Source organism: Promicromonospora sp. NPDC023805, assembly GCF_040639635.1.
Taxonomy (GTDB): domain Bacteria; phylum Actinomycetota; class Actinomycetes; order Actinomycetales; family Cellulomonadaceae; genus Promicromonospora.
On sequence record NZ_JBFAAH010000001.1, the window covers coordinates 580,388 to 600,015 of the forward strand.

Annotated in this window: 14 protein-coding genes; 5 read left to right on the forward strand and 9 right to left on the reverse strand. The window is 71.7% G+C overall.

Annotated elements, in window-relative coordinates:
* Nucleotides 1-91: 91 nt before the first annotated feature.
* The 5 genes from AB0F70_RS02615 to AB0F70_RS02635 all read right to left on the reverse strand — a co-directional run bounded on the left by AB0F70_RS02615 (nt 92) and on the right by AB0F70_RS02635 (nt 5,925).
* Nucleotides 92-2,164, reverse strand: a complete 2,073-nt coding sequence (locus AB0F70_RS02615; protein ID WP_357443599.1) for a DEAD/DEAH box helicase — start codon at nt 2,162-2,164, stop codon at nt 92-94.
* Nucleotides 2,165-2,670: 506 nt separating this feature from the next.
* Complete coding sequence (locus AB0F70_RS02620) at nt 2,671-3,507, reverse strand: hypothetical protein (protein WP_357443248.1); 837 nt, start codon at nt 3,505-3,507, stop codon at nt 2,671-2,673.
* Nucleotides 3,504-4,058, reverse strand: coding sequence for a sigma-70 family RNA polymerase sigma factor (locus AB0F70_RS02625; RefSeq protein WP_357443251.1), 555 nt, complete (start codon nt 4,056-4,058; stop codon nt 3,504-3,506). Before AB0F70_RS02625 ends, AB0F70_RS02620 begins: the two co-directional genes overlap by 4 nt.
* A 65-nt stretch (nt 4,059-4,123) precedes the next feature.
* Nucleotides 4,124-4,945, reverse strand: coding sequence for an alpha/beta fold hydrolase (locus tag AB0F70_RS02630; RefSeq protein WP_357443254.1), 822 nt, complete (start codon nt 4,943-4,945; stop codon nt 4,124-4,126).
* Between the two features lie 80 nt (nt 4,946-5,025).
* Nucleotides 5,026-5,925 carry a pyridoxal-phosphate dependent enzyme gene (locus tag AB0F70_RS02635; protein WP_357443257.1) on the reverse strand — a complete coding sequence of 300 codons (900 nt, stop codon included), beginning with the start codon at nt 5,923-5,925 and terminating at the stop codon, nt 5,026-5,028.
* Nucleotides 5,926-6,018: 93 nt separating this feature from the next.
* Between AB0F70_RS02635 and AB0F70_RS02640 the strand changes: the two genes are divergently transcribed.
* From AB0F70_RS02640 to AB0F70_RS02655, 4 genes are all read left to right on the forward strand, one after another.
* Nucleotides 6,019-6,516 carry a hypothetical protein gene (locus AB0F70_RS02640; RefSeq protein ID WP_357443260.1) on the forward strand — a complete coding sequence of 166 codons (498 nt, stop codon included), beginning with the start codon at nt 6,019-6,021 and terminating at the stop codon, nt 6,514-6,516.
* A gap of 89 nt (nt 6,517-6,605) precedes the next feature.
* On the forward strand, nt 6,606-7,028 hold the full coding sequence (locus tag AB0F70_RS02645; RefSeq protein WP_357443263.1) for a hypothetical protein: 423 nt from the start codon (nt 6,606-6,608) through the stop codon (nt 7,026-7,028).
* A 366-nt stretch (nt 7,029-7,394) separates the two neighbouring features.
* Complete coding sequence (locus AB0F70_RS02650) at nt 7,395-9,107, forward strand: cellulase family glycosylhydrolase (RefSeq protein WP_357443266.1); 1,713 nt, start codon at nt 7,395-7,397, stop codon at nt 9,105-9,107.
* Nucleotides 9,108-9,271: 164 nt separating this feature from the next.
* A complete protein-coding gene (locus AB0F70_RS02655; protein WP_357443269.1) occupies nt 9,272-9,799 on the forward strand; it encodes a hypothetical protein in 528 nt (175 codons plus the stop codon).
* Nucleotides 9,800-9,984: 185 nt separating this feature from the next.
* On the opposite strand, the gene AB0F70_RS02660 is transcribed toward AB0F70_RS02655, so the two are convergent.
* The 4 genes from AB0F70_RS02660 to recC all read right to left on the reverse strand — a co-directional run bounded on the left by AB0F70_RS02660 (nt 9,985) and on the right by recC (nt 18,946).
* Complete coding sequence (locus tag AB0F70_RS02660) at nt 9,985-10,233, reverse strand: hypothetical protein (protein ID WP_357443272.1); 249 nt, start codon at nt 10,231-10,233, stop codon at nt 9,985-9,987.
* A 93-nt stretch (nt 10,234-10,326) separates the two neighbouring features.
* Complete coding sequence (gene recD, locus AB0F70_RS02665; RefSeq protein WP_357443275.1) at nt 10,327-12,189, reverse strand: exodeoxyribonuclease V subunit alpha; 1,863 nt, start codon at nt 12,187-12,189, stop codon at nt 10,327-10,329.
* Nucleotides 12,186-15,551 (reverse strand): UvrD-helicase domain-containing protein, encoded by a 3,366-nt coding sequence (locus tag AB0F70_RS02670; protein WP_357443278.1) that lies wholly within the window; start codon nt 15,549-15,551, stop codon nt 12,186-12,188. Before AB0F70_RS02670 ends, recD begins: the two co-directional genes overlap by 4 nt.
* Entirely contained in the window at nt 15,551-18,946 is a 3,396-nt protein-coding gene (gene recC, locus AB0F70_RS02675) for an exodeoxyribonuclease V subunit gamma (RefSeq protein WP_357443281.1), read from the reverse strand. The genes AB0F70_RS02670 and recC overlap by 1 nt, the downstream gene beginning before the upstream one ends.
* Nucleotides 18,947-19,061: 115 nt before the next feature.
* On the opposite strand from recC, the gene AB0F70_RS02680 reads away from it, so the two are divergent.
* Nucleotides 19,062-19,625, forward strand: coding sequence for an STM3941 family protein (locus AB0F70_RS02680; RefSeq protein WP_357443284.1), 564 nt, complete (start codon nt 19,062-19,064; stop codon nt 19,623-19,625).
* Nucleotides 19,626-19,628: the final 3 nt, after the last annotated feature.

The window sequence follows — 19,628 nt, forward strand, 5'->3', positions numbered from 1 at the left end:
ACAGGGCACAGGACGCAAGACGCAGGACGCAACTAACGACGAGAGCCCGGCCACTGGCCGGGCTCTCGTTGTTCGTTCGGACGGTGTTGGTTCAGGCGGTGCCTTCGGCGCCGAGCGCGTCGGTGAGGAGCGTGACGAGAGCCTCGAGCTGGACGTCGGTCGATGACGCGACGTCCTCGTCACCCGCCCCGTCCAGTGCCCTGGCGGCCAGCCCGGACTTGCTGTCGATCAGCTCCGCGATGGTGGAGTCGATCGTCTGGGCGGCGATGATCCGCCAGGCGGTGACGGGCTCGGCCTGGCCGATCCGGTGGATCCGGTCGATGGCCTGGGTCTGCTCGGCGTAGGTCCAGGACAGCTCGGCCAGCACCAGGTTGGAGGCGACCTGGAGGTTCAGCCCCACTCCGGCGGCCGTCAAGGAGCAGACCGCTATCGACACGTCGGGGTCGGTCGTGAACGCGGTGATGTTCTTCTCGCGCGTCTTGGGCGTCTGGTCGCCGCGGATCGAGGCGTAGCCGATGCCGCGGTCGGCGAAGGTCTGCTCGGCCTGGTCCATGACGTCGACGTGCTTGGCGAAGAACACCACCTTGCCGACGTTGCGGGCGAGCTGCGCGGCGTAGTCCGCGGCCAGCCCGGCCTTGGCCTGGCCGATCCGGCGGACCATGCTGAACACGTTCTCGCCGTCGGCCCGCGAGCTCGAGTCCTTCAGCTCGGCCGCCGCGACCCGGCGCGCGAGGTCCAGGTCGATCTCGCCCTCGACGCCGTCGCCCCCGACGGAGCTCTCGGCGCGCGCCTGCACGGCGGACCGGTAGCGGCTCACCAGGCGCTCGGCGAGCGCGGCCTCGGCGGCACGGATGGAGCGGCCCGCCGCGCCGTCGAGCTCGACCGGCAGGTCCGCCACCCGGCGGGCGGGGATGTCGGCGACGACGTCGGCCTTGCGGCGGCGCACGATGCCCATGTCGATGACGCTGGTCCTGGCCGCGGCGTAGAACCCGGGGTCGGCAGGGGTGAGCTCGGTGCCCTCGAGGGCACCGAGCAGCGAGGCGAGCGGCTTCGTGTCGTCGATCCAGCCGAGGAACTGCCAGATCGCCCGGAAGTCCTCGATGTCGTTGATCAGCGGGGTTCCGGTGAGCGCCATCAGGAGCGGCCGTGCGGTCCGGGCGCGGATCCGCTCCGAGACGGCGAGCACGTGCTGGGAGCGCTGGGAGCCCTTGTTCTTGATGAAGTGCGCCTCGTCGACGACCATGCCGCGGAACCCGAGGTCACCGAGCCAGCCGACGTGCCGGTCCAGGAGCTCGTAGTTCACGATCACGACGTCCGCGAACCCGTCGATCCGCTCGCCGTCGCCGTGGACCACGGTCGCCCGGCGCTGCGGCGTCCACATCCCGACCTCGTGCGCCCAGTTCGTCTTCACCACGTTGGGCGCCACGACCAGCAGCGGGAAGGCGTCCGCCGCCTGGGCGGCGAGCAGTGCCTGGGCGGTCTTGCCGAGCCCGGGCTCGTCGGCGAGCAGGAAGGTGCGGTGCCCGCGCGCCGTGGCCTCGACGACCTCGGCCTGGTGCCGCATCAGCTCGCGGCCGTGGCGGGCGGACAGCGAGCGGGGCTCGGGCAGCGGCATGCAGGCGGGTGCGCCGGCGCCGGCGTACTCGAAGGAACGGAACAGCGGCTCGAGCAGCTCCCAGCCGGCCAGCCGGCGGACCTTCGGAGCCACCCGCTCGGCCGCGGCCTCGAAGTCCGGGGCGAGGAACGGGTTCGCGAGCTGACGGGAGATCACCGAGCGGGGCACCACGCGCTTCTCGGCACCGGGCGCCGGCGCGGCCGGCGGGGCGGGCGGCGGCTCTTCCGGCGGCTCCAGGCCGCCGGCGCGCATCATGGTCGCCTTGTAGGCGCGTGCAGTGTCGGAGACCTTGGCGTCCTCGGCGAGCAGCTCGAGCAGCGAGGTGTCCCGGGCAGCGATCCTCGCCAGCAGTGTCGCGACCTCGTCGAGCCGCTTGAGCTGCTGGTTCCGCTTGGAGTCGGTCAGGGCGCCGTCGGTCTTGAGCCGGGCCCGTTCCTCACGCATGAGCAGCGCGACGACCTGGAACTTCGTGCGGACCGCCGGGCGCGTCGGCGGTCTCCGCACTGCGCCGTCGACCTCGCGGGCGACCTCAGCGAGTACAGGAATCATCCCCTGCTCGGCGGGCCGCTGGGCGCGGCGGCGCTGGCCGCCGGAACCGGTCCGCTGGCCGCCAGATCCGGTTCGCGTGCGACCGGACCGGCGTTGGCCTGGTGGTGCCACATCTACTCCTTCGCTGCATCCGTACGCGACTGCGGCGGTACGGGCTGTGCCGAGGACTGGTCGGACGTCGGACAGCCGGCCCGTGAGGCAGGTAGCCCGGGCCAGGGCGCTCCGATCGGCCGCCGGTTCACCGCGTAGCGTCTCCGCCTGCGGCCCGTGCTCACGCCGATGGTGACACGCTGCCGGTCGTCTCCGCGAACCATCGCGGGCACGGTCGTCGTCCGGCTTGATTGCCGGAGAACCAGGAGTCTACCGCCGGACGCCCCAGCTCGGTTCGACGACGGCGGGAACGAGGAAAGCCAGTGCTGCCACCCGCACCGGATGCGGGCAACAGCACTGGCAGTACTTCTCAGCAGAGCCGCTCGGGGCTCTGATCCTGGACCGCGGACCAGCGGCTACGGTTTCGGCGCGGAGCCGCCGTCCGCCCGCTCGACGACGGTCTCGGTCCGGAGCACTGCTCCGTCGTCGTCGAGCTGACGGAGCTCCAGCAGCCTGCCGTCGCTCGGGTCGAGCACGACGACGCTGCCGCCGAGGTCCTGGCTACCGAAATCGACGCTCACCGCGGTGCCTTCGCGGCCGATGGCATCCGTCGTCTCGCCGTCCAGGGTGAGTCCTGGGACCGTGGCGATGGTCTCCCACAGTGCACCGCGCAGCTCGGGCCCGGCCGCGCTGTTGGACAAGAGGCCGGTCGCGGCCGTCCACAGCCTGTGCGGCTTGCCGATGGGCGTCAGCGTGACCTTGCCCTGCTCCGTGAGAGCTTCGCTGAGGGCCTCGGGGTCGGTGGGCAGCTTCTCCAGGGTCACCACATCGCGGTCCGAGGGCAGCTTCTCCAACGTGACGTGGCCCTGCACCTCAAGCCATGCATCCCGCTCGCACAGGTAGGTCTCGCTCACCCCAGTTTCCATATCGGTACTGGTGCACATTGCTCCTTCCGCCATCTGATGGTCGGAGTTGCTCGCCGCCTCGAGAAGGACCTGCTCGGCCGACGCCGGCGCGGTGACCAGGAATCCGCCACCGACGGCAGCCAACAGCGCGACCACGCCGCCCACCACCGCACGAGACCTGGTGCCCCAGCGCCTCGGTGCTTCCGGGAGGGCTGTCCGCGAAGCGGCAGTGAGGTTCTGCAGCAGCTGCTCGGCGCGAGCGCTCTCCTCCGCGTTCAGCCTGCTGGTCGGGACAGGGTTCGCCTCGGTGACCAGGCGGAGCGTTCGATCGCTCATGAGGTGGTTCATGGCAGCTCTCCCTTGAAGGCAGCGGTCAGGCTGGGGGTGATCAGAGGACGGACCGGTTCTTCGACGGAGTCGCCCATCGTGCGCTTGAGCCGTCGGCGTGCCCTGCTCAGCCGGACGGAGAACGCGGCTCTGGTGCAACCCAGCACGGCAGCCGCCTCACGACCGGTGAGCCCGTCCCAGGCGACCAGCGCGATCGCCTCACGGTCGGCGTCGTCCAGCCGTGCCCAGGCCAACCGGAGGTCCAGGGCAGCGGCGCTGAACGACGTGTCGTCCGGGTCCGGGTCCCGCTCGCTGCCCAGCCGCAGCTCCAGGCGGCGACGGCGGGCCTGGGTGCGATGATCGTTCGCAACCAGGTTGCGCGCCACACCGAAGAGCCATGGCCGCACCTCTCGGGGGACTTCCGCCCACCGGTCCCAGGCGATCGCGAACACCTCAGCGGCGAGGTCTTCCGCCAGCGCGGGATCGGTGCGACGGCGGATGAAGGCGAGGACATCCGGGTAGGACGCGCGGAACACCTCGCTGAACACGGCGTCCGGCCTCGGTCTCACCACAGAGTTTTCCTTTGTCTCATGCCCCTACATGGTTCCTGGTGACGAAAGTGCAACACCGCCTTCTCTCAGGCCTCCGCGGTCACCCACTCGGTGACCGCCTGGATGACCTGCGCCTGCCACACGCGACTTTGCGGATCCAGGTAGGTCGGGTCGTCGTCGACGGCGAAACCGTGCTGCGCCCCCTCGATCTTGAGCAGCTGCGATTCCGCGTTCAGCAGTGGCATGGCCGCAATCGAGGTGTCGATCGGTACGAGCGTGTCAGCCGTGCCGTGCACCACGAGCGTCGGTGCCTGGATGTCCCCCAGCACTGTGTGCGGCTGTAGCCAGAACACTTCGTTGAGGAAGGCCCGCCCATGGCGGAAGGTCGGGGCGTACTGGAGGAAGCCCTGCTCGGTGAGAGCATCGGCGTGAGCCTCGTCGAGATAGTCGTCCGACCAGTAGGGCCGGCTGTCGATCGTCCGCGTCTTGTAGTCGATTCGAGGACACAGCATGACCAGGCGGGCAACCTCGTCCGGGCGCTTGGCCGCGTAGTAGGCGCTGATGCCCCCGGCGAAGCTCTGGCCGATCAGCGCAGTGCGCTCCACGCCGGTCTCCTGCCGCAGGTAGGCGAACGCAGCACGAATATCGTTGAGAACTCCCGCGACGGTGAGGTCCTCCTGTGTGCCGCCCGACTCTCCGTGCCCCCGCACGTCGAACCGGAGAGCGGCCGCCCCGGCGTCAGCGAGGCCAGCTGCCATCCGGTCGAAGAATCCCGCCTCGTGCCGAGTGACCCCGCGTCCATGAACCTGCACGACGCCGATCGACGGTGACCCGTCCGGGACCGTCAGGTCGCCGACAAGGTCGAGCCCATCGAGAGAACGGAACCGGACCACAAACTCAGAAGACATCGCGAATCCTCACCTCGACGCAACGGACCAGGCCAGGCTTTCAGAGTCGCCATGTGTGCACCAGCATCAGCGCGCGAGTACTACGAACGACTCGAAGCTTCGAAATCAGGACCGGTGACCACCGCGACGATCGTTGTCCCTGTGGCGAACCCGCCCTGGGCCGCCAGGTCAAAGACTCCGTACATCATCTTGGCCACATACACCCAGTCAAGGCGCAGCCCGTGACGCGCCTCGAAGTCGTCGATGAAGGCATTCAGCTCAGGCGTGGACTTCGCGTATCCGCCGAAGTGGTAACCGGTCTTGATCTCCCAGTTCGCGGTCACTTCTCCGAGCGCCTCATGCTGGAGCGCGGCAACGTCGTCGGACAGGAATTCACCGCCCTTCAGCGAGGAGAAGCCGATCGCTCGTCGCCCGGGCTCGAGCCCCGCTGCGATCCCAGCCAGCGTGCCACCGGTGCCGACACCGCAGCAGATGACGTCGAACTCTTCGGTGATCTCGTCGACCAGCTCGGCGCACCCGCGCACGGCCAGGGCGTTGCTGCCGCCCTCGGGGACGAGATAGAAATCCCCGAACTCCGTACGGAGATCTGCGATCACGTCCGGGTCGCGCTTTCGACGGTAGGTCTGGCGGTCCAGATACGACAGACGCATGCCGTGATCGACTGCCAACTGCAGCGACGGATTGAGAGGGTCATACGCCTCGCCCCGGATCACACCAACGGTGTCGAACCCGTACAGCGCCCCCGCAGCCGCCACCGCCCGGATGTGGTTGGAGTACGCGCCGCCGAACGTCAGCAGCCGCGAAGCACCAGCGGCTTGCGCGGCTTCGAGGTTGTACTTCAGCTTCCGCCACTTGTTGCCGGGAAGGTAGGGGTGGATCAGATCGTCCCGCTTGAGCAGAAGCCGCACGCCGGCTGCATCGAGGCGTTCGTCGTCGAGCACCTCGACCGGCGAAGGGAGCAGCAACCCAGGTACCGGCATGTCGGCAGTGTTGCACGCAGCCGACGTCAGACAGCCGACCGCGACTCCACAACGCCCACTGACGGCGGAGCCGATCTGCGTCAGACTTGCCGGATGGCGAACGAGGAGCAGTCTGGCCAGGGCAGTCCGGAACGACTCGCCGTGGGCGGCGTCTGGCACAGCCACTACACCTACGAGAGCACGGGCCGCGGTCCGATCACGCGGCACCACTATGTGGTCGTCCGGCAGGAGGGCGATCGGCTCACCGTGGAGAGCCTTCCGGACTCCAACGACTCCCCCTTGTCCCTGTCGCTGACCTTGCGCGGACCGATCGCAACGGGCACCTGGGCGGAGCACACAGCCGTTGACGGCTACTACCAGGGAGCGGTCTACCACGGAGCGTTGCAGCTCGTCGTTGATCCAACAGGCCGCACCATGGTCGGCAAGTGGGTGGGCTTCGACAAGGAGCTCAACGTCGACTCCGGACCCTGGGCGCTGGACCTGATGGACGTCGCGACCGACGACGCGTCGCTGGAGCGGTACAACAGGAACCCGGGGACCCGCGCTCCACTCGCCGACGCTCGGTCTGCGCACCCCGCCCCGCACCCCTGACGGTCTACCGGCCCGGTCCGCTAACCTCCCGCTATGGCAGAAGTGGCAGGCCGTGAGGGCGCGCCAACGCAAGGCACCGGATGGTCTCGATGACGTTCCGCTACCCCACCGAGAGCCCGGCGGAAAGCGCGGCCTACTGGAGACGACTGCGGCCCCAGGGCACGTTCGTGGTCGCGGTCGCGATCGTCCTGTTCCACGCGATCGTGGGCGCGCCCTGGTGGTGGGTCGTGGTCGTCACCGCGCTTTCGGCGATCTCAGGTATTTCGGCGTTCACCGTCTGGCTCACCGGCCGACGCTGGGCACGCCGTCTAGCTGCCATCGGGGACAACCTGCGACCCCGCTTGGTCACACTGGGCTTCGCCTTCGGAGCCGCGATCGTGCTGCAGGGAATCGTCGGCATGACACTCGGCACCCGGCCGGCGGCAGCCCTTGCACCTGCGGCCTTCGCCGTCGAATTCCTCATCGCACGGGAACGTCTCCGCAAGCTGGCAGCGGACAAGGGCAAGCGGTAGGGCACGAGCCTCGCGGCGGGCACTGCTCGGCTGACGGCCCGTCTGTCAGGCCCTGACAGACGGGGGTGACGGCCGTGCCCGCGTCGGCGCATGCCGCGTCAGCCTTCGCCTCGAAGCGCTTCGACGCGCCGACATCGGTTTCGACCGTCGACATCACCCGCCTTGCATGGATTCACCTTGAAACTGGTGCTTGCGCAGGCTCCGATCCACGCCCTACTTTGTTGAAGCGCTTCGAGGGAATGGTCCCGCCGAAGCGGATGCTGGGCCGGCACGACCTGGCGAGCGATCGCCGCTGATCACTCAGACTGCTCGACGGGGAGCCAACCGCCCTCATCGAGCCACCCATGCGCGAAGAAGGGCATACCCGTGAAGAGACCCCCGTGGAAGAGGCTCGTCGCTCTGGCGGCCGGGCTGGCACTGTCGGCCAGCGTCGCCGTCCCTGCCGGTGCGCAGACGGCCGAGCGGAGCCAGTCCGACGCGCCGACGTCGGCCGCGGAGATCGTCGCCGCCATGCAGCCGGGCTGGAACCTCGGCAACTCCCTTGACGCCCAGTGCTGCAGCGAGGGCGCCGACGAGACCGCATGGGGCAACCCGCGCGTCGACGACACCTTCTTCAGGGACATCAAGGCCGAAGGCTTCAACTCGGTCCGCATCCCGGTGAGCTGGGGCAACCACACCGGTCCCGCGCCCGACTACACGGTCGAGCCCAAGACCATGGAGCGCGTGCAGGAGATCGTGGACCTCGCCCTGGCTGAGGACCTCTACGTCATGATCAACACGCACCACGACTCATGGCAGTGGCTCACCCACATGCCCACGAAGCACGACGAGGTGATGGCCCAGTACGACGCCACCTGGACCCAGATCGCGGACGCCTTCAAGGACTACCCGCGTGAGCTGATGTTCGAGTCGGTCAACGAGGTGAGCTTCACCGGCACCTCGGGCAACGAGGAGAGCCACCGTCACATCGCCGAGCTGAACAGCTCGTTCCACGAGATCGTGCGCTCCTCGGGAGGCGAGAACGCCGATCGCCTGCTGGTCCTGCCGACGATCAACACCGGAGCCGACCAGGTCCACATGGACGCTCTCGCCGCCGAGATCGAGGCGCTCGACGACCCGATGCTGGCCGCCACCACCCACAACTACGGGTTCTGGCCGTTCAGCGTCAACGTCGCCGGCTACACCACCTATAACGAGGAGGTGCAGGGCCTGCTGGAGGAGAGCTTCCAGAGCCAGGTCGACACCTTCGTCTCGAAGGGCATCCCGGTCATCATCGGCGAGTACGGCCTGCTCGACAACTACGACAACAAGGTCGAGCGCGGCGAGTACCTGAAGTTCTTCGAGCACTTCGGCCACCTGGCCCGCACCTCTGGCATCACGACCATGTGGTGGGACAACGGCACGCACTTCGACCGCTTCATGCGCGAGTGGCGCGACGAGGAGCAGTTCGGCTACATCACCAGGGGCTGGACCGGTCGCTCGGGCACCGCGTCGTCCGACCTCGTGTTCGTCGACTCGTCCGGCAAGATCAAAGACCGCTCGGTCACTCTGAACCTCAACGGCCTCAAGTTCAAGAAGCTGAAGTTCGGGAACACCACGCTGCGGTCCGGCAGCGACTACACCCGGTACGGCAACAAGCTCACGCTCAAGGCGAAGCTGCTGAAAAGCGTCCTCGGCGACCGGGAGATCGGGTCGAGCGCGGAGCTGCAGGTCGTCTTCTCCGGCGGCATGCCGTGGAAGCTGCACGTGATCACCTCAGAGGACCCGGCCATTGAGGGCGCCGCCGGCACCAACGAGTCGCTGGTGATCCCGGCTACGTTCAACGGCAACCAGCTCGCCACGATGGAGTCGGTGTACGACGACGGCACCGGGGCCGGGCACCACAACTGGACCACGTTCCCGGAGTTCTGGGACGACTTCCGGCCCGACTACGAGGCCGGGACCATCACGCTGACCAAGCGCTACCTGGACAGCCTCAAGGACGGCGAGCCCGTGTCCCTGACGTTCCACTTCCGGAGCGGCCAGACCCTGGAGTACACGGTCACCCGTAACGGCAGCGCCGTCACCGGCGCTGCCTGACCCGCACACACCTTCGGGGGCGGCGCGTTCGTGCCGCCCCCGAAGGCTTGTCGTCCTCGACACCGACTGCTCCGCTGGCTGTAACGCGCGGCCCTCGCGGGTCCGTACGCTACGTTGCATCGCACCTGGTCACGAACCGAAAGGCACCTTCGATGCACGTCACGATGAATCTACGCAAGGCCCTGCGCGCGAGTACCGCGGCGACTCTCGGCGCCGGGCTTGTGGTCGCTCTCGGCCTCTCGCCCCTGACCCCCACGGCCACGGCGGCGACGACGTACTGGACGTTCGACAACGCGGTCCGTGGCTGCCTCGAGTCGACGGCGTCCGGCTCGGTCTTCGAAACCGCCTGTGTGAGCGGCGACCCGTCACAGGACTGGTATTGGATCGGGACTGCCGACTCCGGCGGTCGCCGGATGCTGGCCAGCCGTATCAGCGGCCGCTGCCTGATGACGGACATCGAGTCCGGCACCACGCACGCGAACGCGGTGTGGACGAGCTTCACCTGTGACTCCGGCGCCCCGGGACAGCGCTGGAGCTTCGACTACGGCGACGAATTCGAGGCCTTCGGGAATTTCAAGAACGGCCTGGGTACGAGCCTCCGAACGTCGCCGGGGGCAGGTCGGGCCGTCTACAGCGACCGGCTGCAGGAAGATTCCACCTGGTACTACTGGTCGACCTCCCTGACGTCCTGACGGACATCGTGGGGCCGGTGCGGCGGCGTCGTGGTGGGCGGATGCACTGCTCGACGCCGGCGCGGACGTCGTCATGACCGAGTGGCCCGGGGACCACGGCGACCCGTTCTGGCAGGCCGAGTTCCCGCTGATGGTCGCCTGGGCGTTTCAGCGCTGAAGGCTCGACCGCGCCGTCGCCCGTCCCGTCAGGTGTCGCCGCCGGGCGGCCTCGTGCCGTCGCCGGTGACGTCGTCCTCGGGCGCGGGAGTGGCCCGCACCATCGCGAACACCGGGAAGAACGCCGCACCGAGCGCGATGCCGACAGCGAGGTTGTCCAGCGCCAGGCCGAGGGCTATCCCGATGCTCATACCGAGCGCGATGCCGGCGCCCCAGTTCCGGCCGGCGGGCGACGCGGTGCGGTTGCCGCTCTGATCGTCCGGTGCGGTGTTTGCCATGCCCCTAACGTAGGCAGGTGGTGGTACCTACGTCCTCCCCCCGGAGGCTGATATTCCACTGCCTCTCCCCCTGTTGGCCTACTCCGTTCGGGCCTACTCCGTCGGAACGTCACCCCGCAGCCGCTCCGCCAGCCCGCTCGCGCGGCGCGCCCGCCGCAGCACGGCCGCCCGCACCGCCTCCGGCGTCCCGACGACCCGGACCCGTCGCCGCGCCCGCGTCACCGCCGTGTAGAACAGCTCGCGCGTGAGCAGCGGCGACGTCTCGTCCGGCAGCAGCACCGTCACCTCCTCGGCCTGACTGCCCTGGCTCTTGTGCACCGTCATGGCGTGCAGCGTCTCGACGTCGCCCAGGCGGGAGACCGCGAACGACACGTCGCCGCCGATATGGGCGCGCAGGGTCTCGCCGTCAGCCACCACCACCCCGGTGTCGCCGTTGAACAGGCCAAGGCTGTAGTCGTTGGCGGTGATCAGCACCGGCCGCCCCGCGTACCACTCCGTGCCTACCGCGGCGCCGAGGTAGGCGCCGGAGGCTTCGCCGAGCCGGCGCTCGACCAGCCGATTCCAGTGCGCCACACCCCACGGGCCCTCGCGGTGGGCGCACAGCAAGCGGTGCCGTTCGGCCAGCTGGAGCGCCCCGTCCGCGTCGCCCGCCAGCGCCAGGCCGCGGACGTCGACGGCGTGCCGCGTCAGCTCGTCCTGGAGGGCCGCGAGCCCGGCCGCGTCGTCGGGGTGGACGAGCTCCACGGCGTCGTCGCCCGCGGTCAGCTCGGCGAGCACCGCGTCCGGGTCGCCGTCCTGGATCGCGGCGGCCAGCCGCGTGATCGCCCTGCTCTCCGAACGGTGGTCGGTGACCAGGGCCGATACGACGCCGCCGTCGCGCTCGCCCAGCCCGGCGACGAGGTCGGCGAGCACCGCACCGGCCTCGACGGACGCGAGCTGGTCGGGGTCGCCCACGAGCACGAGCCGCGCGTCGGGGCGAACCGCCTCCAGCAGCCGGGCCATGAGCGTGAGCGAGACCATCGACGTCTCGTCGACCACCACGACGTCGTGGGGCAGGCGGTTGGAGCGGTCGTGCCGGAACCGGGTGCTCGACCCGGGCCGCCGGCCGAGCAGCCGGTGCAGCGTGCCCGCCTGGAGCCCGGCGAGCCGGCGCCGGTCGTCGTTGATGAACTCGGGCCGCCCGGCCTCCGGGGGCGCGTCGAGCGAGTCGGCCACCGCCTCCTGCAGGCGCGCGGCGGCCTTGCCGGTCGGCGCGGCGAGCGCGATGCGCAGGCGACGTCCGCCCGCGTGCTCGGCCTGCTCCGCGAGCAGCGCGAGCAGGCCCGCCACGGTCGTCGTCTTGCCGCGGCCGGGGCCGCCGGTGAGCACGGTGGTCAGACGGCGGGCAGTGGACAGCGCCGCCACGCGTTGTTCGGCGTAGGCGTCGCCCGGGAACAGCCGCGCGGCGCTGTCCTCGAGGAGTGCGTCGTCGACCGCCGGAGCGGGTGCCGCCAGCCGGGCGACGACGTCGTCGCGCACCTGCCGCTCCTCGCGCCAGTACCGGTCGAGGTAGAGCAGGCCGAGGTCGGCCCGAACGACCGACCGCTCGGCGAGCGGGCTGGCCGCTACGCGGTCGAGCCAGCCGTCGGCGGCGGGCCAGGGCAGGGGCGGCGCGTCGGCCGGGGCCCCGGCCGCGCCCACGCCGTCGCCGCCGTCCGGTCCGTCGCCGTCGCCGTCGAACCCACCCAGGTCCACGCAGACCGACCCCTGCCGCACCGCCCGCACCGCGAGCGCCACGGCGAGGCGCACGGTCTCGTCGTCCTCGCCGACGACGTCGGCCGTGCGGCGTGCGACGTGCACGTCGGCGGCGGTGAGCACGCCGGCGTCATTGAAGGTGCGCAGGAGCCCGGTCGCGCCGAGTGCCCGGCGGGCGTCGTGGGGGTCGTCGCTGGTCCAGCGCTCGATGGCGGGCGTCATGCGGCCTGCTCCCCTGCGGCTCCGGCGAGCAGGTCGGAGAGCGCGACCAGGAGCGCCGTCGGCGGCTGCCACGAGAAGACGCCCGCGGGGCTGCCGTTCGCAGCGGAGCCGCCGCCCGAGTCGGGGGTGTCCGGCCCCGCCATCCCGCGCACGAAGAGGTAGAGCGCCCCGCCCAGGTGGGTGTCCGGGTCGTAGGCGGGCAGCCGCCAGCGCAGGTAGCGGTGCAGCACCGCGCCGTACAGCAGGGCCTGCAGCGGGTAGTGCGAGTGCAGCATGGCCTCGGCCATCCGGTCCCGTGAGTAGTCGGCGACGGCGGGGCCGAGGAAGTTGGTCTTGTAGTCGACGACGACGAACCGCCCGGACGGCAGCCGCAGGACTACGTCGATCGAGCCGGTGAGGTAGCCGCGCAGCGTCTGGTCCCCGAGTGCGGGCTGTGCGAGCCGGTCGGCGTAGGCGGCGAGCGGGTCGTCGGCCGGCAGGTGGGTGCGCAGCAGCGGGGCGAGGTCGCCCAGTCTTGCCTCGGCCCGGCCTCGGCCGCCCAGGTCGGCACCGAGGTCGCCGCCGTTCAGCGGCAGCTCGAACGTCAGCTCCCGCAGCCGGTCCGGCAGGCCGATCTCGCCCAGCGTCAGGCCGCCGCCCAGCGGGCCGAGCGGCGTGCGGTGCAGCGGCAGGAGACCCTCGGCGATCGCGGCGGGGTCAGCCTGCACGGGCCACCAGCGCAGCTGCTCCGTGACGTGCTCCAGCAGCTCGGCGCGCAGGTCCGGCGCGAACGGGTCGGCGTCCTCCAGCACGGCGTGCACCAGCGACCCGAACGCGGCGCCCATGGGCAGGTCGGCCATCGGCGACGTCCCGCCGTCGGGCACTGGCGGCTCCTCGACCTCGGAGACGTCGGGCTCCAGGGCGGCCGACTCGTCGTCCTTGCCCGCGGCCTCGGGCTCGCTGCCCACGTGGGGTGCGTCGTCACCGGCCGCGATGAGGCCGCTGTAGGAGGTGCGCCGCCACTCGGTGTCGACGGCACGGTCGAAGGCGCGCGCCTCGAACGGCGGGTGCCCGTCCGCCGGCGCGGGTGCCGACGCCTCTGCGGGTTCCGCGACCTCGGCAGCAGGCCCGCCCAGCTCCTCGAGCAGCCCCAGGACGCGCGTGGCGTAGTCGTCGTCCTTGATCGGCTGTGTGCCCGGCACCTCGCGCGTGCCAGGGGTGCGGCCGAACAGGAGGCGGTGCAGCCCGCTGGTCGGGGTGCTCGACGTCGGCGCCCACCACGCCACGACCTGCGACTGCGCGCGGGTCAGTGCCACATAGAGCTTGCGGAGTTCCTCGCCGTCCTCCTCCGCGCGGTGCGCGGCGCAGTGAGCGTCCCAGTGCGCGCCGGAGCCGGAGACGTCGATCGTGCGTGCGCCGCGGTCGTCGTGATAGAGCGCGATCTCGACCGGCCGCGAGTAGTTGTCGTAGCCGAACGGCAGGTAGACGACCGGATATTGCAGGCCCTTGCTGCCGTGCACCGTGACGATCTGCACGGCCGCGGCGTCGGAGTCCAGGCGCCGCGGCCGCTCGGCGGTGCCCGTGCGGCGCCGCTCGTCGCGGAACCAGGCGAGCAGGGCCGTCAGGCCGAGCGATTCGGTGACGCTCACCTCGTGCAGGAGCTGCCCCAGGTGGCGGACGTCGGTCAGCAGCCGCTCGCCCTCGGCCTGAGCCAGCACCCGGCCGCTCAGCCCGCGCTCCTCGGCGGCCTCCAACAGGGCGGCCACACCCCGGTGCCGGAGCAGGATCGCCCAGCCACGCAGGGTGTCGGCGTCGTGGGCGGTCAGGGCCTCGCCCCCCTCGTCGAGGTCGGCGGCAGTGCGGCCGAGGAACGACGTGAGGGCTGCCGCGCGCACCAGGCCCGAACGGTGCGGGGACTCCAGCGCCTCCAGCAGCGTCAGCCACTCATCGGCGGCGGGCGTCTCGAACACGTCGCCACCGGGCATCACTGCCGCGACGCCGCGTTCCGCGAGCGCGTCCTGGACGAGCCGGCCGTGCACGCGCGCCGAGACGAGGACGGCGACGTCGCCCGGCACCAGCGGGCGCCCGTCCCACATCGCGCCCGAGGCGAGCAACCCAGCGACGTCGGCGGCGAGGTCCTTCGCGACGTGCTGCCGCGCGGCCCCGACCTGGATCGCGCTGCTCCGGACCTTGGGCAGCCCCTCGCGCAGCACCTGCCGCAGCCGGAACGGCGCCGGGTTCGGCGCTCCGGCCAGCCGGCTGTCCCCGCCCTCGGCCGTCACGGGATGCACCACGATCTCCGCGTGGCCGAGCGCCGCGTTGCCCAGCAGCACCCCCAGGGTCTTGACCAGCGGCGCGTCCGAACGCCAGTTGCTGCCCAGCGTCGCCCGGGTGGCGGCGCCCCGGGCGGCGTCGAGGTACGCGACGACGTCGCCGCCGCGGAAGGCGTAGATGGCCTGCTTGGGGTCACCGACCAGGACCATCGCCTGCGTCTGCGCCTGTGCGTCCTCCCGTGCGAGCCCCGCGCCGAAGGCCCGCTCCAGCACCTGCCACTGCACCGGGTCGGTGTCCTGGAACTCGTCGACCAGCACCACCTTCCAGCGTTCGCGCATGCGCGCGCCCACGGCGACCCCGCCGTCTGCAGTCGTCGGGTCCAGGGCGTCGGCCAGCCGCCCGAGCAGGTCGTCGTACGACAGGATCCCGAGACGCCGCTTGCGCCGCTCCATCTCGGCGCGCACCTCGCGGGCGAAGGACACGCGTGCCGAGCCGACGGCGTCGGCCGGGTCGGCGTCGGCGAGCACCGCGCGCGGGTCCTCGACGGCGGCGACGGCGACCTTGAGGGCGCAGGCCCGGTCGAAGGGCGGCGGTTCGGGGGCGCTGCCATAGCGCTGGAGGTAGCGGTCGTCGACGACCTCGACGGTGAGCTCGGTCAGGGACTCGACCAGCTCTGCGCCGGGTTCGGTGTCCCCGGCGACACCGAGCGAGCGCAGCACGAGCTGGCAGAACTGGTGGATCGTCGCGATGGTGGCGTGGTCGAACGCGGCCAGGGCGTCCGCGAGCCGCCGGTGCCGGACGGCCCGCTCGGCGTCGTCGACGTCGAGCAGCGCCGCCAGGACTTCATCGACCGGGCCGGTGTCGTTGCCGGCGAGGGCGGCGGCGAAGGTGCGCTCGGCCCGCAGCAGCGCGCCGCGCACCCGGTCGCGCAGCTCCTGGGTCGCGGCGCGGCCGAAGGTCACCACCAGCATCTGGTCGAGCGGTACGACGCCCTCGGCGACATACCGGGTCACGAGCGCGCCGATCGCGAAGGTCTTGCCGGTGCCCGCGCTCGCCTCCAACAGCGCGGTGCCGCGCGGCAGCGGCCCGGCCAGGTCGAAGACGTCCATCAGTCGCTGAACCTCTCGTTCTCCAGCAGCGGGCTCCAGACGCGCATCGCCAGCGCGCCGAAGCGGGACGTCTCCCCCGGATGCTCCTCGCCGGGCCGCGGCTCCGCGCCGGTCCCGGGCAGCGCTGCCCTGGGGCCGTAGACCCGCACATGCTCGGGTTCGGCGCACTCCCCGTCGAGGCGTCCGCCGGGCCCCAGCTGTCCGGTCCAGGTCTGCCCGCCCCGGAACTGCGCGTCCGCAGGGTCGGCGCGGCTCCTGCGCTCGTCGGCGTAGACCGCCGACGCCCTGATCGGCAACGGCAGCGGCTCGGTGAGCCCGCGGTCACGCAGCGCGACGAGGTCGCGCAGCAGGTCGACGGCCGTATGGTCCAGCGGGCCCTGCTTGGACCCCTGCCAGGTCTTGCGTGACCGCGGGTTGGTCGGCCGGCCGAACGTGAAACCGACCCAGGGCCTGTCGTCGTCGGACGCCGCGAGCGCCAGCAGCCGGAGCCACGTCTGCAGACGCTGCCGGCCGCCGAGCCGGGCGTACGACACCGCCACGAGACGGTCGCCGTGCACGCCGGGCACCGAGCCGCGCAGGCTGCGGCCGCCGCCCAGGTCGACGTCGATGTCCACGACTCGCGCGGGGCTCGCCCGCACGCCTGCGGCGGCGTCGGCGAGCGGGCCAACCTCCGCGGCGATGCCGGTCAGGGGGCGCCAGCCCAGGCGTCCGGGCGGGAGCTGTCCGCGGCGCCACTCCTTCTGGACTGCGTCAGCGGGGGTGACGCCGGACAGCACGTCCCGCAGCACGCGTTCCCCCACTGCCCAGCGGCCGAGCCCGTCGAGCTCGACGGGCAGCCCGTCGTCGAGCGGTTCCTCGTCCCAGGACCGGCCGACGTCGAGGCGCTGGACGAGGAACCCGCGCGCGGGCGAGCGGTAGAACGCGAGGAGGTCGTCGAGGGGGACGACGCCGTCGTCCGCCCCCGCCGCCGGTGCCAGCGGTTCGAGCGGCGCAGCCAGGAACGGGCCCGCCGGGGTGCGCTGGCCGGCCGCGGCGCGGGCTCCGGCGAGGGCCGCGCGGTCGAACGTGAAGGCAGTGCCGGGCACGAGCGCCCCGGGTTCGACGTTGCGCCGGTCGAAGGGCTGCAGCGGGTGCCGGACGGTCACCGCCTGGGACACCGGACGCCCGTCCGGCGTGCGCGCCGTCTCGTCGAGGGCGTCGAGCAGCTCGCCCAGCGGCACCGCGGGCGGACGCTCCTGGCCCGAGAACTCGTCGGCGCCGCTGTACGTCACCACGAGCGTCTCGGTCGCGGCGAGGATCGCGTCGAGGAACAGCTGCCGGTCCTCGCTGCGGGGGTCGCGTTCACCGGTCCTCGGCTCGCGGGCCAGCACGTCGTCGCCGTCGGTGATGCCGACGCGCGGGAAGACGCCGTCGTCGAGCCCCAGCAGGGCGATGACGCGGTGCGGCACGGACCGCATCGGCACGAGCGTGGCCACCGTCAGCGTCCCGGTGCGGAAGTTCGACCGGGTGGGGCGCCCGGCCACCCGGTCGGCGAGCAGCGCCCGCACGTCGGTCAGCCGCAGGGACACAGCGAGGTCCGCCGCGTCGTCTCGCACGCGGGCGAGCTCGCGGCGCACCTGCGCGAGCTGCCACGCGTCGGACGTCGACACGGTGGTGAGTGCCGCGACGCCGTCCTCGAGCGCGGAGAGCCAGTGGTCGAGCGGATGTCCGCCGACGAGCGCGTCGGTGACGTCGCGGAGGCGCTCCACGAGCTCGGTCAACCGGCCGACGAGCTCGACCTGCCCGCTGCCGACGTCGTCCAGGGGCAGGGTGCGTTCGAGCCAGGTGCCCGTGTCGTCCGACATCGCGACCCCCGCGAGCAGCCGGTCCACGCCCTCCTGCCAGGTGCCGGACCCGTAGTCGGCCAGGCCGAAGTCGGCGCGGTGCGCGGCGTCGAACCCCCAGCGCACGCCGGTCTCGCGCGCCCACCCCGCGAGCTGTTCCAGGTCGTCGTCGCGGAACCCGAAGCGGCGGCGCACGGGCTCGGCGTGGGCGAGGTCCACGACGTCGCCCACCCCCGCCCGGCCGCCGGCCAGGTCCAGCAGGCGCATCACCACGGCGAGCAGCGGGTTGGTCCGGTCGAGCGCCCGGTCGGCGAGGCGCACGCGCAGGCCGTGCGCGGGATGGCCCTGCGGCCCCACGACGTCGGCCAGGCCGAACGCGGCCGTGACCAGGGGCGCGTACGTCTCGATGTCGGGACACATGACGAGCACGTCGCGGGGTTCGAGCGTCGGGTCGTCGGTGAGCAGGCCGAGCAGCACGTCGCGCAGCACCTCGACCTGCCGGGCCGGGCCGTGGCAGGCGTGCACCTGGACCGAGCGGTCGGTGGGGTCGAGCGGGCGTGCGTTCGCGTCGCCCACGGCGTCGGCGCGCAGGTCGTGCTGCAGCATTCCGAGCAGGGTCGACGGCGGTCCGTCGTCGCCGTCGTCGCCAACCGCGACAGGCTCGTCCCGCAGCTCGATCGCCGACAGGGTGCGCTGCAGCTCGCGCGTGTCGCGGCCGAGCGTGGCCAGGAGCCGGTGCCCGACGCGCTCGTGGGAGCGGTCCGCGGCCCGGTCGACGGGCCCGCCGAGGTCCTTGAGCGCCGACCACAGCGGCGCAGAGGGGTGCGGCAGCCACAGGTGCACGTCGCGGTGCGTGCCGAGCGCGCCCACCAGCTCGACCTCGCTCGCGGCCAGGCGGGTGTGGCCGAACAGTGACAGGCGCTCCGGCAGGTCAAAGGCGCTGGGTTCAGCCCGCAGCCGCTCGACGACGGCGGCGTGCCGCACGTGCGGCGGTTCGGCGTCTACCCGCTCGGCCAGCGCGCGCCAGAGCGGCGGCTGCCACGCGAGGTCAGCGGGAACCGGCCGTCCGCAGCCGTCGGTGTCGCGGCCCGCGGCCCAGTCGGCGACCAGCGCCGGGCGCTGGGTCGCGTAGCCCGCCATCAGCCGCGCGAGGCGGCGAGCGACGGAGAGCCGGCGACCCCGCCGCAGGTCCCCCTCCTCCCCCGGTATCCCGTGCCCGAGATGCTGGGCGAGCAGCGCGGCCCACGGCTCGTCGAGGCTCTCGTCGATCGCCGCCAGCAGCGGCCAGGTCAGTGCGTCGGGCGCCCACGGGTCGTCGTCGCGCGTGTCCGTGACCTCGGCGAACAGCGAGTGCGGCGAGCGCAGGTCGACGCCGGCGCACACGCCGTCGTCCTGCCCGCCCGCGGCACCGAGGCGGTGACTGAGCCGCTGCGCGAGCCAGCGCTCGACGCCGCGGGCGGGCACCACGACGACCTCGGTCGCGAACGGGTCATCCAGGGGTGCGGAGAGCAGGTCCCCCAGTGCCCGCGCGAGCAGGTCCGTGCGCGGAGCACGATGAAGGACGACCGCCATGGCGCCAACGTATCGCGCGCTGCCGTGAACCACCTTGCGATCGTCCCGAATCACGCCGGGCAGAATCACCCCCGCCGTTCGTCTCGGACGCGCTTTCTCCGGATACGGTCATACCGTGGCAGATCGAGTGCTGTACAAGGCCCGGCGGGTGCGGTTGGTCGTCATCGCGTTCCTTCTCTGCCCGCTGATGACCGGCGCTGCCGTGGTGCTCGGCCTGTTCGCCGTTGACCCGTCGATCCTGAGCGGTTTCCTTCCGCAGTCGATCCTGTACCGAGCTTTGTGCGCGATCATCGGTATCGCCGGATCACTGGTGTTCGGACTGTTCACCGTGGCCGGAATACTGATGGCTCTCCGGTCCGACGTGGGCCTGGTGATAGACGCCGACGGCTTCACCGACTCGTCCAGCTTCACCGCGGCCGGACGGGTGCGATGGGACGAGGTGACCGGCTGGCACATCAACGAGATGCAGGGCCAGCGAATCCTGTGCGTCGCCGTGACCGACGTCCAGGCGGTCCTGGACAGGATGGGACCGGTCACCCGGCTGTTCGGCCGCGGCAACGTCAAGCTCGTCGGCACGCCCGTGTGCATCGGTCTCAGCAACCTGTCCGGCACTCCGCAGGAAATCCTGGGCTCGTTCGGAGAGCTCTCGCAGGGCCGCGGCGCCCACGAAGCCCGGTAGACC